This window comes from Pseudomonas tumuqii (genome assembly GCF_013184545.1).
Lineage (GTDB): Bacteria > Pseudomonadota > Gammaproteobacteria > Pseudomonadales > Pseudomonadaceae > Aquipseudomonas > Aquipseudomonas tumuqii.
Map to the genome: position 1 here is coordinate 309,085 of NZ_JAAOJA010000005.1, position 14,240 is coordinate 323,324.

A 14,240-nucleotide genomic window follows, 5' to 3' on the forward strand; every position below is an offset into this window, starting at 1 on the left:
GACGCTTCACCCATCCACCATCGACGATGGTGGATGAAAAAGTCGTCATCCACCCTACGCTGTCGCAGACCGTAGCCCGTAGCCCGTAGCCCGGATGAAATCCGCGGAGCGGTTCGGGCGGTAAACACTTTTGATTGGCGGGCCGCTGGCTCGCATCCGACAGGGAGAGGCGTCATGTATTCATCCGCAACCAGGCAGCGCCAACAGGGCAGTGCCGCTGGCAAGCTGCTGACCATATTGCTGGTGCTCGGCCTGCTCGGCCTGGGCGCCTGGCTGGTCGGCAAGGACATGCTCAAGGACGGTGGCGACAGCGTGCTCGGCGGCCTGCCCGCCAGTCTCGGAGTGGCAGCTGGGCCCGAACCGGTCGAGCCGGTCAGCGGCACGCCGACCCTGCAATCGGCGGCGCCCTACGAGATGAAGAACAACATCATCGACGTCGACATCAGCGAGTATGCCGGTTATGGCGGCCTGATCGTCGCCAACGGCGGGCTGGCGCCCAACCCCGAGTCGTTCTTCGCCAAGCAGTACGGTTTCCAGCTGCGCCTGAACAAGGGCGAGAGCGAGGAATGGTCGGCGCTGAACAACGGTCAGATGGCCGCGGTGGCGACCACTGCCGATGTGCTGGCGGTGCTCGGCAGGCAGTTCGAGGTCACGGTGCCGGCGCAGATCGCCTTCTCCCGCGGCGCCGACCAGGTGGTGGTGGACAGCGCCATCGCCAGCGTCAACCAGCTCAAAGGCAAGGTGCTCGGCGCCACCCAGTTCAACGAGAGCGAGTTCTTTATTCGCTACCTGGCCTCCGAAGCCGGTGTGCCGGTCAAGGTGCTGCGCGACCTGGACGCCCGGCCGGGGCCGAACGAGCTGGGCCTGGTGTTCTACGAGGATGCCTTTATCGCCTGCGATGCCTACGCCGCCGAACTGACCGGCAAGCAGCGCCTGAACGGCTGCGTCGGCTGGTCGCCGCGCACCGACGAGGTGGTCGAACAGTCCGCCGGTGCGGCGAAGATGCTGGTATCCAACCGCAACCTGCTGGTGGTGGCGGACATCCTGGTGGTCAACAAGGGCTTCGCCAGCGCTCACCCTGAGATCGTCAAAGGCCTGGTGCATGGCCTGCTGGAAGGCAACCGCCTGCTACGCGACGATCCCAGGACCCATGCCGGCGTAGTCGCCCAGGTGTTCGGCTGGACGCCGGAGGAAACCCTCGACGAGCTGAGCAAGGTGCACCTGAGCAACCTGCCGGAGAACCTGGCGTTCTTCGATGGCAGCATCGATTCGGCCGGTTCCTTCCAGGGCATCTTCCAGTCTTCGGTGCTGGCCTATGGCGCACTGATCCGCAACCCGGCCGACCCGGCGCGCTTCGCCGATCTGCAGCACCTCAAGGCGCTGGCCGAGAGCGGCCAGTTCAAGGACCAGAGCATCGCCATCGCACCGATCCGCACCAGCGGCAAGGTCGCCCTGGAAGGCGACGCGCTGCTGAGCAAGGACATCCGCTTCTTCTTCGAGCCGAATTCGGCGGAGCTGGATAAGCAGGCCAAAGACAACCAGGACTACCTGGACACTATCAAGCAGTTCCTCCAGGTCAGCCCCGGCTCCATCGTGCTGCTGCGCGGCCATGTGGATAACGCCATGGTCGGCGAGTTCGAGCGCCAGGGCGGCCCGGCGCTGCTGCGCAAGATGGCGCTGAAGGCCATGGAGCTGTCGCGCCAGCGCACCCAGGCGGTCAAGGAAGCGCTGCTGGCGCGCCATCCGGGGATCGCCGAGGAGCGCATCGAACTGGTCGGCCGTGGCTGGGAAGAGCCAATGAGTCAGGACAGCGAGCAGAACCGCCGGGTCGAGGTGCAGTGGTTCACCCTCGAATAGCCCAGGTGCCGCGGTAGGGTGCGCGGGGCCGCCTAGGCCGTGCGCACCACAGGCATCGAACCGCAACACACTGTTCAGCAGGCGGCTAGCGGTGGTTAGCCGCCACAACCTGCGCCACGCGCTGGCGGCAGGCCGCGCCGAAGGCCTGGAAGATCTTCACCGAGTCGGGGTTTGCGCTGGCCTGCCATTCCGGGTGCCACTGCACCGCCAGGGTGAACTGCGCCAGGCCGGGGGCATGGATGGCTTCGATCAGGCCGTCTTCGGCGTAGGCCAGGGCTTCAAGGCCCTCGCCCAGGCTGGCGATGCCCTGGCCGTGCAGCGAATTGATGCTGATCTCATCCTTGCCCAGCAATTCGGCCAGCCAGCTGCCGGGTACCAGACGCACGCTGTGGCTTTCGCCGTACTGCACATCCACCGGGTCGTCGGAATCCTCGCGGTGGTCGTCGAAGTCGCCGACGGCATAGAGTTTCTGGTGGATGTCACCACCCAGGGCCACGTTGATTTCCTGCATGCCGCGGCAGATGCCGAAGATCGGCAGGCCGCGCGCGATGGCGGCGCGGATCAACGGCAGGTCGAACAGGTCGCGATCGCGGTCCTGGGCCTTGTCCGGGGTGAGGTTTTCCTGGTTGTACAGTGCCGGGTCGATGTTGCTGCCGGCGCCGGTGAGGTACACGCCGTCGACCATGTCGAGGTATTGCTCGAGGTCGTCGTTGCCGCAGCAGGTCGGTGCCAGCAGCGGCACGCAGCCGGAGAGCTCGACGAGGGGGACAATGTATTTGTGGGTCATCACCTGATAGGCATGCCCTTTGCGTTCCTGAGCGCCCATGGACATGAGGACCACGGGCTTGCGTTTGGCGTTGGAGAGAGTGCCGCTGTTGTTGGACATAGATCACCTTGGGGCAGGGAGAGCCTGCCGTTGCTGTGCAGGAAGGGCCGTCGCGGCGGCGCTGCTTCCTGTTTGTTGCCGGTGTCGACCAGGCGGCAGAGGCTTGCCGGGAGGGAGGCGGTTGAACCTGTTCTCGGCGCTCTCTGGCAGTCGAAACACCGGCTCAGTCTGCCAAAGCCGTAAAATATGTCAAACGAATAGCGCGTTATTTGTGGGAAAAACCGACCGGGCGATCTGCTAGGTGTTGCGATAAATTGGTCTATACAGCTGTTTTTAAACAAATTTATTTTGTTTTTAGCCTGCCGGGTAGTCCAATATTTTTAACGCCTTGTGGGTCAGGCCTTCAGCCTACCAGCAGCAAACGCCGGCTAGCGGCCGCCAACAGCGCCTGCAGGGTGATGATGCGGGGCGGTGCGTCGGCTGGGCGGCCCGGCGCTGCTGCGCAGCATGCTGTTGAAAGCCCTGGCGCTGGTGCGCCAGCGCACCCGGAAAGAGCCGCTCAGTCAGCACTCGAGCAGAACCGCCGGGCGAGGTGCAGCAGTTCACCCCGGCATAGCATCCAGCCGGAAAGCAAAACGGGGCCTTGCGGCCCCGTTTCCGTTCTTCCGGCTCGCTTTACTCGCCCGGAATATCCATGCGCAGCTTGACCGGCTCCACGGCCTTGCGGCCGCGCGCAGTGCGCATGCGGATATTGATCGCTTCCACGCCCAGGGAGAATGCCATGGCGAAGTAGACGTAGCCCTTTGGCACATGCACTTCAAAGGCTTCGGCAATCAGCACGGTACCGACCACGGTAAGGAACGACAGCGCCAGCATCTTCAGCGATGGGTGCTTGTCGATGAAGGCACTGATGGTGCCGGCGGCAAGCATCATCACCAGTACAGCGACGATGATCGCGGCGATCATGACCGGAACGTGGTCGACCATGCCGACGGCGGTGATCACCGAGTCCAGCGAGAAGACGATGTCGATGATGGCAATCTGGATGATGGTGCCGATGAAGTTGCGCGCCGCGCCGTTGGGCGTCTGCTGGGACTCGTCTTCGCCTTCCAGGCCGTGGTAGATCTCGCTGCTGCTCTTCCACAGAAGGAACAGGCCACCGAAGAACAGGATCAGGTCGCGGCCGGAGATGCCCTGACCGAATAGCTCGAACAGGTCGGTGGTCAGGCGCATGATCCAGGCGATCGACAGCAGTAGCATGATGCGCGTGACCATCGCCAGGGCCAGGCCGAACAGGCGGGTGCGTGCCTGCATGTGTGGCGGCATGCGCCCGACCAGGATGGCGATCATGATGATGTTGTCGATGCCGAGGACGATTTCCAGGGCGGTCAGGGTCAAGAAGGCGACCCAGATTTCCGGGCTGGTGAGCCACTCCATGTTGCGGTTTCCTTGCGTGCAGTCATTGGGCTTGTAACGTGCCGAAGTCGGACAATGCCGACTTCAGTGGTAGGGGTTCACGGCGTGCCGAATAACGGGAACACGCCAAGCAGCAATGCCGCGAGCAGGATACACAGGCAGATCAATACTGCCCACTTCAACGTGAACCGCTGATGATCGCCGAACTCGACCTTGGCCAGGCCGACCAGCAGGTAGGTTGAGGGTACCAGCGGGCTCAGCAGGTGCACCGGCTGGCCGACAATGGAGGCGCGTGCCATCTCCACCGGACTGATGCCGTAATGCTGGGCGGCTTCGGCCAAAACCGGTAACACGCCGTAATAAAAAGCATCGTTGGACATGAAGAAGGTGAAGGGCATGCTCACCAGGGCGGTGATCACCGCCATGTACGGACCCATCGACGGCGGGATGACGTCCAGCAAGCTCTTCGACATGGCTTCGACCATCCCGGTACCCGACAGGATGCCGGTGAAGATGCCGGCGGCGAAGATCAGCCCGACCACAGCCAGGACATTACCGGAATGCGCCGCGAGCCGTTCCTTCTGCTGCTGCAGGCAGGGGTAGTTGACAACCATGGCGATGCTGAAGGCGATCATGAACAGCACCTGCAGCGGCAGCAGGCCGGCCACCAGCGCGGCCATCAGCACGGCGGTCAACGCGCCGTTGACCCACAGCAACTTGGGCCGCCGCGCTTCGGGGAATTGCGACACGCTGATTTGGGCATGGTTGGCCTGGTCGTCCGGCAGGTGCAGCACGCCGAGCCGTGCGCGCTCGCGCTTGCCATAGGCATAGGCGAGGCCGAACAGGGCGAGCGCGCCGGCGATCATCGCCGGGATCATCGGCACGAAGATGGCCGACGGATCGACCTGCAGGGCGCTGGCGGCACGCGCGGTGGGACCGCCCCAGGGGGTCATGTTCATGATGCCGCCGGCAAGGATGATCAACCCCGCCATGATCAGCGGGCTCATGCCCAGGCGGCTGTACAGCGGCAGCATGGCGGCCACGCAGATCATGTAGGTGGTGGCGCCGTCGCCGTCGAGGGAGACGATCAGCGCCAGCGCGGCGGTACCCATCGACACTTTCAGCGGGTCGCCTTTGACCAGCTGGAGGATCTTGCGCACGGCTGGGTCGAACAGGCCGGAGTCGATCATCAGGGCGAAATAGAGGATGGCAAACATCAGCATCACCCCGGTCGGGGCGAGTTTGCCGATGCCGTCCAGCATCATCGGGCCGATGCCGGCGGCGAAGCCACCGAGCAGGGCGAAGGCGATGGGCACGATGATCAGGGCGATCAGGGCAGACAGGCGTTTGCTCATGATCAGGTACATGAAGGTCATGACCATGGCGAAACCAAGGAAGGTCAGCATAGCGGTATCTCCGGTATGAGTGGGCGCGGCGCGGACGTTGAGTCAGCGCAGGACGTTCAGCGGGCGGAGAGCAGGCGCGGGGCGGCCAGTCGGGCAGTGGGGAAAAAGCATGGCAATCACCATTTTGTTGTTGTCGGGATTGGCCGGGCGACGTGCAGCGCCCGAGCAGGCCGGTCTGGTGCCGGCAGTGGGACGGATGCTATGCGCTGAAGCTTTCAGCAAGCTTTCGTCGGCGGCAGCCGACGTCTGCTGGCGATGAACGACGGGCGACTCGCCTTGGCCGGCCTGTCCTGCCGCCGCTCAGGGCGCGAGCAGCTGCAACACCAGTGGCAGGCTGGCCGCGGCGAGCAGCGTCTGCAGGGTGATGATGCCGGCCATCAGGTGGCTGTCGCCGCCCAGTTGGCGGGTCAGTACGTAGGCGGTCGGCGCCGTCGGCAGGGCGAAGAACAGCACCAGCACGCTGCTTTCCATCGCCGGCAATTGCAGGCCGAAGGCCACGGCCCAGGCCAGCAGGGGCATGGCCAGCAGGCGCAGGCCGCTGTTCCAGACCAGGGCGGGAATCTCGCCGCCGAGTTGCTCGGGCTTGAGTGCGGCGCCGACGCAGAGCAGGCCGAGCGGCAGGCTGGCGGCGGCGAGCAGGCCGAGCAGGCGTTCGCTGCCGCCGGGCAGGCCGAGTCCGCTGAGGTTGATCAGGGCGCCGCCGAGGCAGGCGAGGATCAGCGGGTTCTTCAGAATCGGCAGGAGCAGGCTGCGCGCGCTGACGCCGCGCTCGGCAGTCAGCGACCAGACCGAGAGCACGTTGACCGTCGGCACCATCAGGGCCAGCATCAAGGCGGCCAGGGTCAGGCCCGCCTGACCGTACAGGCTGCCCACTGCGGCCAGGCCCAGGTAGGTATTGAAACGCAGCGCGCCCTGGCTGAAGGCACCGAAGCGCCCGGCCGGCCAGCCGCGCAGGCGCCGCAGCAGGAGCAGCGCCAGCCAGGCGATACCCAGGCCGAGCAGCACCGCCAGGGCCAGGCGTGGCAGCGCCGGGTTGTCCAGCGGCGCGCTGGCCAGGCTGCTGAGCAGCAGGGCGGGAAACAGGATGAAGTAATTCAGCCGCTCGGCGCCGGGCCAGAAGGCTTCGTTGGGGAAGTCCCAGCGGCGCAGATAAAAACCGGCGACGATCAAGGCGAACAATGGCCACAAGGCCAGCAACAAATCGATCACGAAAACCCCAGGCGCGTGGCAGGCGCCTATCTTGGTCAGCGCGCCGCGGCGACGCAAGGGCGATATCCGCTGGCTTGCGCCGGTCGCCGGGCGATTGCCTTGGCCGGGGCCGCTCCTGTTTACTGGTCCCGGCCTGCCTATTGTCTTGCACCAGGAGCGCTTATGACCGAGATCCACAGCGGCGGCTGCCAGTGCGGCGCCATGCGCTATCAATTCGCTGCCCCCCTGAACGATATCGCCCACTGCCATTGCACGGTGTGCCGACGCAGCAGCGGCGGCATCGTCACCACCTGGCTCACCGTGCCGCTGGCGAGTTTCCGCTGGCTGGCCGGAACCCCCGGTCAGTACGCCTCCTCGGCCAGTTGCACGCGCAGTTTCTGCCCGACTTGCGGCGCGCAGCTGACGTTGTTCACCACGCTCAGTCCGCAGACCCTGGACATCACCGTCGCCACCCTGGATCAGCCGGAGCTGGCACCGGCGGACCGGCATATCTGGGTGCAGAGCCGTTTGCCCTGGCTGCATCTGGACGAGCAGTTGCCCGAAGAGCAGCAGGAACATATCCCCTAGGGCGGACATGGCGAAGCCTTGACCGCCGTTGTCCTGCATGCCCTACGGCAGCATCAAGCCGCCGCTGGCCTTGTGCAGCGCGCGCAGGTGTTCGCCAAGCTGCACCAGGTTGGCTTCGCTGGCCTCCAGTTCGGCCAGGCGCGTCGGCTCCAGCAGGTTGCGCACTTCCTGGTCGAGGTCGTCGCTGAGCTGGCGCAGCTGCTGCTGGCGGTTGCGGCTCTCGGCTTCCAGGCGCTGCCATTCGGCTCGCTGCGGCAGGCCGTAGCCGCCCTCGAGCAGCTCTGCCGGGCGGCTGAGAAAACCACTGTTGGCAAGAATCTGCTCCAGCGCACCGCCGGCCTTGTCCAGGCTCGGATCCTTGGCCGCGCGACCGCTGAGGTAGCGGCGCTTGAGTTCGTCCTGGGCCAGCAGCAGTTGCCGGCGTAGCGCCGCTTGTTCGAGCAGCAGCAGCGCGGCACTGGCGCGCAGGTCGGCCTTGGCGAACCAGGGGCGGCGGGCCTCGGCGCTCTGTTCCAGCCAGTCCTCGACGCTGTGCTGTTCGATCGGCAGGCGCTGCTGCAGCACCCTGAACATGGCCTGGTAACGGTCGCGGAAGGAGTCGAAGCGATAGCCCAGGCGCAGGGCCTCGCGCGGGTCGTCGAGCACGCTGCGATCGGCCAGGTCGCGCGCCACCAGGGTCTCGAGCAGGCCGTTGGGCAGGATGCTGTCGAGCGCCTGCAGGCGCGGGTTCTGGCTGCCGCTACGGAGCAGCTTGAGGGTTTCCACCGCGCAGTTGTTGGAGATGAAGTAGTAGTCGCCGTCGTAGCTCCAGTGCTGTTCGGCGGCACGGGTGACCAGTCGCTCCAGTTGCGCGCGCTCGAGCTGCAGCGGCACCGAGGCCAGGCTGCGCAGTTCGACCTTGGTATATTCCTCGATCACCTGGGCCAGCGGCAGGACGAACAGCCGCGACGGGTAGGCGCCGGTCAGGCCGTCCCAGCTGGACAGTTGCAGATCGCCGACGAAGGCCCGGTAGGACAGCACCAGGTGCTCGTCCAGATCCAGCCGACAATCCGGCCCGCGCGGCCGGCCGGGGGCGCAGATCACCAGGCGCAGCATGCTGTGGCCCCAGCGGCTGGCCCATTCCTGGTTGGCCTCGGCGAGCAGGTAGTCGATCTGGTAGACCCGGGCGGGGTCGAGCGTGCCCAGCGGCTGGCGGGCGAAATCGCGGCCGGCGTTGAGGTAGGGGTAAGCGTCGGCGCAGGGCTGCTGGCGGGCCGCTGTCCAGCCGCCGAAATGCGCGCTCAAGTGGCGTGCCAGCGAGGGCCGGCGACAGGCGTAGCTGGGGTCGAGGAGGAAGTACTCCATGTTCACCGCGACGAACTCGCGCGGGTTGCTCAGCTCGTAGACATCCGGGCTGCGCGCCACCTGGCCGTTGGCCGACTCGCGCGCGCCGCGCCGGCCGACCTGTTGCGGCCAGCCGGCCAGGTCGAGCAGGCGCGGATTGTCGCTGAGGGTGAAACGGCGCGCCGTCTGGCCGCGGCAGGCATCGGGCAAGCCGACCGGGCCGAGGCTGGCCAGGCGCAGTCGGCACCGTTGCAACAGGCGCTGCTCGTCCTTTGGCCAGAGCTGCGCGCGATCGTAGAGGTGGGTCAACTCGTGCAGCAGGGTGGCCAGCAGCTCGCGGCGCACGTTGCCGTGCGGGCGCTGGGTCGGCGTAGCGGCGCTGCCAGCGCTGAGTGAAGGCAGCAGCTGGCTGTTCAGTTCGATACCGCTGAAGCGGCCGGCGCGGCCATAGACCTCGGCCGGCATGGGCCGCCAGCGCACCTTGACGCGCCGGTCCAGGCGTTGCTTGAAGAGCGCGGGCAGGGCCGCCAGCGCCTCATCCAGCAGCAGCCGGCTGGCCTGCCGTTCGCTGTGGCTGAGCGCATCGCTGTCGAGCACCAGGCGTAATCCGGCATGGCCGCCGGTGCTGGTCAGCAGGACAAGTACCAGCAGCCAGGCGCGGGTCAGGTTCACCTGGCGAGAATGGCTTCGGCCAGTACCTGATCGGAGGCCTGCTGCGCTTCCGGTACGCGGCTGCGAATGGTGCCGAGTGCGGCTTCCAGCTGCGCGCCCCGGATCGCGCCCCGGCTGGCGACGAAACTGGCCGCATCGTCACGGGCGGCGAGGACGATTTTCGAGTCACGCACCGAGGTCGTGGTATCCGAGGTGAAGTCGAACGTGCGATCCAACGCACGCACGATGATATTGCTGGTGGCGACCAGGGTTTGCCCCTGGGCACTGCCGACGGACAAGGCAAGCAGGGCGACGGCGACGAGCAAGGAACGATGCATGGCAATCTCCGGGAAGCAGATGATGAAGATTAGAAGACTATCCGCGCGGACAGTTCCTGCGCACGGCTGGCTAACCACGCAGGGCAAGGCACGCCTGCTGCATCGGCCCTGAAGCCGTGCTGCATGCCCGCCTGCCGGTGTTTCAGCGGCTTAGAATCGCCTGCGCCAGTTGCTCATCGTCGGCAGCCAGATCGGGGGCTTGCTGGCGGATGTGCTGCAGCGCCGCTTCCAGTTGCACGCCGCGGATGGCGCCCTGGCTGGCGATGAAACTGGCGGCGTCGCTACGGGCGGCCAACACGAGCTTGTCGTCACGCAGCGAAGAGCTGGCATCGGAAGTGGCGTCCGATGTGCCCATCAGTGCGCCGCCCAGGGTATCGGTGGTGGCGACGAAACTGGAAGCCGTGGCGCCGGTGGCCAGCAGCAACAAAGCGGAAAAACCAAGTGCACGCAAGGCGATCATCCTGAAACTCCTGAGCCATCTTTCAAAGGCGTGGCCATCGGCCACACCACATTGTGACAAGCCTAGCTCAGGGGGCAGTCGATACACCATGCTGGCTTAACGCCAGAACGGTTTTTCCAGTTCTGCCAGGCGTTCGCCGGGGCTGATGCCGGCGTCGGCCAGCAGGTGTGGATCCAGCCTGGCCAGTTGGCGACGGGTGCGGACATTCAGCTGCCAGCGCTTGAGGGTGCCGCGCAGGCGGGCGAGCGGGCCGCTGGCTGACTGCTCGAGCGTTGCGGGAATGTCGCTGAGAATGCGCTCCATGGCAATGATCCTTCCCGTACAGGGCGGGCGTGGCGGTATGGGTATCCATGGTCGCGCGCCACTGGCTAGCCTGGCAGTCACAGCCAGGCAAAAGTGTACTGGGTCAGTTGCTGTTTTTATAAAACTGTTCTGCTGGCTTGCCCGACAAGCTGTGCTGTTCGCGCCGGCACATAACGACAAAACCCGCCAACGCTGGGCGTGGACGGGTTTGTCAGAGCGAGTGCAGCGGCTTGCGCCGCCAGCCTTAACGCCAGAACGGCTTGCTCAACTCGGCGTGGCGCTGGGCCTCGCTGATGCCGGCATCGGCCAGCAGGCGGGCATCCAGGCGCGCCAGTTGGCGGCGGCTGACGATGCGGCGCTGCCAGGTGAGCAGGGCGGCAACCATGCGCAGCGGCAGACCGCTGGTGGCATTGGCGGAGTTGGTTTGGAAAAGCAGGTCGGAACTGAGTGTACGTCCCATGGTGTCATCCTTCCGCTTGTGGCGGGTCTAGAGAGTGTTTTGCTTGGTGCCCATGTTCCGCCTCTTGCAACCGGTGCAATAGTCACAGCTGGATTAAATTGTTGAGCTATTAGATAGTGTGCTTAGTAACTGTTTTGCTGTTTTCTGTGCTAGCTGTACCGGTGATAAGTGAATTGCCGCGCTTTAGCGCGCAAGACAGTTTTTTATCTTGCTACTGAATAGAAAGGCAGTGGTTATCTATAGGTACAGTTGCAAATTGATTGGCCGTTATCGCTGATCTGTGGTTCAGCTTTTTATCCAATTCTGTTGTGGGGCGGCGGCGATCTGTATCGGTGACGCGGCCCTGCAGAGCAGTCGCAAGGCGAGAAGGCGGGGTTGCTACGCGCAGAAAAAAACCCGGCACGCTGTGGCCGGGTTTGGTCATGCGCTGCAGCGGTCAGTCGACGGCCTTGACCATGTCCTCGATGACCTTCTTGGCATCGCCGAAGACCATCATGGTCTTGTCCAGGTAGAACAGTTCGTTGTCCAGGCCGGCGTAGCCGCTGGCCATCGAGCGCTTGTTGACGATCACGGTCTTGGCCTTGTAGGCCTCGAGGATCGGCATGCCGGCGATCGGCGACTTCGGATCGTTCTTCGCCGCCGGGTTGACCACGTCGTTGGCGCCGAGCACCAGCACCACGTCGGCCTGGCCGAACTCGGAGTTGATGTCCTCCATCTCGAACACCATGTCGTAGGGCACCTCGGCCTCGGCCAGCAGCACGTTCATGTGTCCGGGCATGCGTCCGGCCACCGGGTGGATGCCGAATTTCACGGTGACTCCGCGGTGGGTCAGCTTCTCGGTCAGCTCCATCAGCGCGTGCTGGGCGCGGGCCACCGCCAGGCCGTAGCCGGGCACGATGATCACGGTGTCGGCGTTGCTCAGGAGGAAGGCGGCGTCGTCGGCCGAGCCGGATTTCACCGGGCGCGCCTCCTGGCTGCCGGCTGCCGGGCCGGCATCCGTGGCGCCGCCGAAGCCGCCGAGGATGACGTTGAAGAACGAGCGGTTCATCGCCTTGCACATGATGTAGGAGAGGATCGCGCCGCTGGAGCCGACCAGGGAACCGGCGATGATCAGCATCGAGTTGTTCAGCGAGAAGCCGATCCCGGCGGCCGCCCAGCCCGAGTAGCTGTTGAGCATCGACACCACCACCGGCATGTCGGCGCCGCCGATGGGGATGATGATCAGCACGCCGATGACGAAGGCCAGGGCCAGCAGCAGGGCGAAGGCGCCGAGGTTGCCGGTGAAGGTGAAGACCAGGCCGAGGCCGAGAATCGCCAGGCCGACCGCCAGGTTGACCTTGTGCTGGCCCTTGAACTGTACCGGAGTGCTCTTGAACAGGCGGAACTGGTACTTGCCCGACAGCTTGCCGAAGGCGATCACCGAACCGGAGAAGGTGATGGCACCGATGGCCGCGCCGAGGAACAGCTCCAGACGATTACCGGCCGGGATCGCATCGCCCAGGGCGGCAACGATGCCCAGCGACTGCGGCTCGACCACCGCGGCGATGGCGATGAATACCGCGGCCAGGCCGATCATGCTGTGCATGAAGGCGACCAGTTCGGGCATCTTGGTCATTTCCACGCGCTTGGCCATCAGGGTGCCGACCGAGCCGCCGGCCAGCAGGCCGACGATGACGAAGCCGAGGCCCTGGGTGGCGCCGCCCTCTGTACTGACTTGCGCGCCGAGCTTGTACACCAGGCCGACCGTGGTGACGATGGCCAGGCCCATGCCGAGCATGCCGAACAGGTTGCCGCGGCGCGAGCTGGTCGGGTGCGACAGGCCCTTGAGCGCCTGGATGAAGCAGACCGAGGCGAACAGGTAGAGAACGGTGATCAGATTCATGCTCATGGTCAGTGCTTCTCCGCCAGCGCGCCGGTGGCTACCGTCTTGGGCGCTTTCTTCTTGAACATTTCCAGCATGCGCCGGGTTACCAGGAAGCCGCCGAACACGTTGACCGCGGCCAGGGCCACGGCCAGGGTGCCCATGGTCTTGCCCAGCGGGGTCACGGTCAGGGCGGCGGCGAGCATGGCGCCGACGATGACGATCGCGGAGATCGCGTTGGTCACCGACATCAGCGGGGTGTGCAGGGCTGGGGTGACGTTCCACACCACGTGGTAGCCGATGTAGATGGCCAGCACGAAGATGATCAGGTTGTAGATGCCATCGGAAATCAGATCCATGTTCCTACTCCATTAACCGTTGTTACGGACGACTTGGCCATCGCGGCACATCAGGCACGCGCTGACGATGTCGTCTTCGAGGTTGAGGTGGAACTGGCCATCCTTGTCGATGACCAGCTTGAGGAAATCCAGCAGGTTGCGGGCGTACAGCGCCGAAGCATCGGCCGGCACCATGGCCGCCAGGTTGCTGTAGCCGACGATGGTCACGCCGTTGCTGACGACCACCTGTTCGGCCACGGTCAGCGGGCAGTTGCCGCCTTGCGCCGCCGCCAGGTCGATGACCACCGAGCCCGGCTTCATCTCGGCCACCGTGCTCTCATGCAGCAGGGTCGGCGCCTTGCGCCCCGGAATCAGTGCGGTGGTGATGACGATATCGGCCTGCTTGGCGCGCTCGTGCACCGCCTTGGCCTGGCGCGCCATCCACGACGCCGGCATCGGCCGCGCGTAGCCGCCGACGCCCTCGGCGCATTCGCGCTCCTCGTCGGTCTCGCAGGGCACGTCGACGAACTTGGCGCCGAGCGATTCGATCTGCTCCTTGACCGCCGGACGCACGTCCGAGGCCTCGATCACCGCACCCAGGCGCCTGGCCGTGGCGATGGCCTGCAGGCCGGCGACACCGGCGCCGAGGATCAGCACGCGGGCGGCCTTCACCGTGCCGGCGGCGGTCATCAGCATCGGCATGAAGCGCGGGTAGTGGTGGGCGGCCAGCAGCACGGCCTTGTAGCCGGCGATGTTGGCCTGCGACGAGAGCACGTCGAGGCTCTGCGCGCGCGAGGTGCGCGGTGCGGCTTCGAGGGCGAAGGCGGTGATGCCGCGGGCATTCATCCGCACGATGGTCTCGTTGCTGAACGGGTTGAGCATGCCGACCAGCACCGCGCCGGTCTGCATGTGGGCCAGTTCGGCATCAGTCGGGGCCAGCACTTTCAGCACCAGATCGGCGCCGAAGGCGGCGGCAGCGCTGCCGATGGTCGCGCCGACGGCGGCGAAGGCACTGTCGGGAATGCTGGCGCTGACGCCGGCTCCGCTCTGCACCGTGACCTGGTGGCCTTGGCCGACCAGTTTCTTGATGGTTTCTGGCGTGGCGGCTACCCGCGTTTCGCCGGCATGGGTTTCGAGAGGAACACCGATGTGCACGTCAAATCTCCTGCGTGATCTTTTTTAATGAACCGGCGCACTGCGGATGGCGCGCCGGCGAAGGGAGGAT

The 14,240-nt window shown here is 65.4% G+C and carries 14 protein-coding genes; 2 read left to right on the forward strand and 12 right to left on the reverse strand.

The window, feature by feature from the left end:
• Positions 1-174: 174 nt before the first annotated feature.
• Complete coding sequence (locus tag G9C89_RS12300) at positions 175-1,857, forward strand: phosphate ABC transporter substrate-binding/OmpA family protein (RefSeq protein WP_172148253.1); 1,683 nt, start codon at positions 175-177, stop codon at positions 1,855-1,857.
• 85 nt (positions 1,858-1,942) lie between these two features.
• On the opposite strand, the gene G9C89_RS12305 is transcribed toward G9C89_RS12300, so the two are convergent.
• The 4 genes from G9C89_RS12305 to G9C89_RS12320 all read right to left on the reverse strand — a co-directional run bounded on the left by G9C89_RS12305 (position 1,943) and on the right by G9C89_RS12320 (position 6,744).
• Complete coding sequence (locus tag G9C89_RS12305; protein ID WP_172148255.1) at positions 1,943-2,743, reverse strand: gamma-glutamyl-gamma-aminobutyrate hydrolase family protein; 801 nt, start codon at positions 2,741-2,743, stop codon at positions 1,943-1,945.
• A 615-nt stretch (positions 2,744-3,358) separates the two neighbouring features.
• Positions 3,359-4,120, reverse strand: coding sequence for a TerC family protein (locus tag G9C89_RS12310; RefSeq protein ID WP_172148257.1), 762 nt, complete (start codon positions 4,118-4,120; stop codon positions 3,359-3,361).
• Positions 4,121-4,197: 77 nt separating this feature from the next.
• Entirely contained in the window at positions 4,198-5,505 is a 1,308-nt protein-coding gene (locus G9C89_RS12315) for a CitMHS family transporter (protein WP_172148259.1), read from the reverse strand.
• Between the two features lie 300 nt (positions 5,506-5,805).
• Positions 5,806-6,744: an AEC family transporter gene (locus G9C89_RS12320; protein WP_172148355.1), complete on the reverse strand. Its 939-nt coding sequence runs from the start codon at positions 6,742-6,744 to the stop codon at positions 5,806-5,808.
• A 132-nt stretch (positions 6,745-6,876) separates the two neighbouring features.
• On the opposite strand from G9C89_RS12320, the gene G9C89_RS12325 reads away from it, so the two are divergent.
• On the forward strand, positions 6,877-7,281 hold the full coding sequence (locus G9C89_RS12325; RefSeq protein WP_172148261.1) for a GFA family protein: 405 nt from the start codon (positions 6,877-6,879) through the stop codon (positions 7,279-7,281).
• 42 nt (positions 7,282-7,323) lie between these two features.
• On the opposite strand, the gene G9C89_RS12330 is transcribed toward G9C89_RS12325, so the two are convergent.
• From G9C89_RS12330 to G9C89_RS12365, 8 genes are all read right to left on the reverse strand, one after another.
• Positions 7,324-9,276, reverse strand: coding sequence for a DUF7844 domain-containing protein (locus tag G9C89_RS12330; protein WP_172148263.1), 1,953 nt, complete (start codon positions 9,274-9,276; stop codon positions 7,324-7,326).
• Complete coding sequence (locus tag G9C89_RS12335; RefSeq protein ID WP_172148265.1) at positions 9,273-9,593, reverse strand: DUF2388 domain-containing protein; 321 nt, start codon at positions 9,591-9,593, stop codon at positions 9,273-9,275. The genes G9C89_RS12330 and G9C89_RS12335 overlap by 4 nt, the downstream gene beginning before the upstream one ends.
• 142 nt (positions 9,594-9,735) lie before the next feature.
• Positions 9,736-10,053, reverse strand: coding sequence for a DUF2388 domain-containing protein (locus tag G9C89_RS12340; protein ID WP_172148267.1), 318 nt, complete (start codon positions 10,051-10,053; stop codon positions 9,736-9,738).
• Positions 10,054-10,149: 96 nt separating this feature from the next.
• Positions 10,150-10,356, reverse strand: coding sequence for a DUF1127 domain-containing protein (locus G9C89_RS12345; RefSeq protein WP_172148269.1), 207 nt, complete (start codon positions 10,354-10,356; stop codon positions 10,150-10,152).
• Positions 10,357-10,600: 244 nt separating this feature from the next.
• Positions 10,601-10,816: a DUF1127 domain-containing protein gene (locus G9C89_RS12350; protein ID WP_172148271.1), complete on the reverse strand. Its 216-nt coding sequence runs from the start codon at positions 10,814-10,816 to the stop codon at positions 10,601-10,603.
• Between the two features lie 436 nt (positions 10,817-11,252).
• Positions 11,253-12,704 (reverse strand): NAD(P)(+) transhydrogenase (Re/Si-specific) subunit beta, encoded by a 1,452-nt coding sequence (locus tag G9C89_RS12355; protein WP_172148273.1) that lies wholly within the window; start codon positions 12,702-12,704, stop codon positions 11,253-11,255.
• Positions 12,705-12,706: 2 nt separating this feature from the next.
• Positions 12,707-13,036: an NAD(P) transhydrogenase subunit alpha gene (locus tag G9C89_RS12360; protein WP_172148275.1), complete on the reverse strand. Its 330-nt coding sequence runs from the start codon at positions 13,034-13,036 to the stop codon at positions 12,707-12,709.
• Positions 13,037-13,048: 12 nt separating this feature from the next.
• Positions 13,049-14,170, reverse strand: coding sequence for a Re/Si-specific NAD(P)(+) transhydrogenase subunit alpha (locus G9C89_RS12365; protein WP_172148285.1), 1,122 nt, complete (start codon positions 14,168-14,170; stop codon positions 13,049-13,051).
• Between the last annotated feature and the right edge of the window lie 70 nt (positions 14,171-14,240).

Excerpts from the sequence above, each read along its gene's own strand:
- G9C89_RS12360 (WP_172148275.1), bottom strand. The coding sequence starts at position 13,036 with ATGGATCTGATTTCCGATGGCATCTACAACCTGATCATCTTCGTGCTG.
- G9C89_RS12305 (WP_172148255.1), bottom strand. The coding sequence starts at position 2,743 with ATGTCCAACAACAGCGGCACTCTCTCCAACGCCAAACGCAAGCCCGTG.
- G9C89_RS12350 (WP_172148271.1), bottom strand. The coding sequence starts at position 10,816 with ATGGGACGTACACTCAGTTCCGACCTGCTTTTCCAAACCAACTCCGCC.
- G9C89_RS12300 (WP_172148253.1), top strand. The coding sequence starts at position 175 with ATGTATTCATCCGCAACCAGGCAGCGCCAACAGGGCAGTGCCGCTGGC.
- G9C89_RS12315 (WP_172148259.1), bottom strand. The coding sequence starts at position 5,505 with ATGCTGACCTTCCTTGGTTTCGCCATGGTCATGACCTTCATGTACCTG.
- G9C89_RS12310 (WP_172148257.1), bottom strand. The coding sequence starts at position 4,120 with ATGGAGTGGCTCACCAGCCCGGAAATCTGGGTCGCCTTCTTGACCCTG.
- G9C89_RS12325 (WP_172148261.1), top strand. The coding sequence starts at position 6,877 with ATGACCGAGATCCACAGCGGCGGCTGCCAGTGCGGCGCCATGCGCTAT.
- G9C89_RS12355 (WP_172148273.1), bottom strand. The coding sequence starts at position 12,704 with ATGAGCATGAATCTGATCACCGTTCTCTACCTGTTCGCCTCGGTCTGC.
- G9C89_RS12345 (WP_172148269.1), bottom strand. The coding sequence starts at position 10,356 with ATGGAGCGCATTCTCAGCGACATTCCCGCAACGCTCGAGCAGTCAGCC.
- G9C89_RS12340 (WP_172148267.1), bottom strand. The coding sequence starts at position 10,053 with ATGATCGCCTTGCGTGCACTTGGTTTTTCCGCTTTGTTGCTGCTGGCC.
- G9C89_RS12335 (WP_172148265.1), bottom strand. The coding sequence starts at position 9,593 with ATGCATCGTTCCTTGCTCGTCGCCGTCGCCCTGCTTGCCTTGTCCGTC.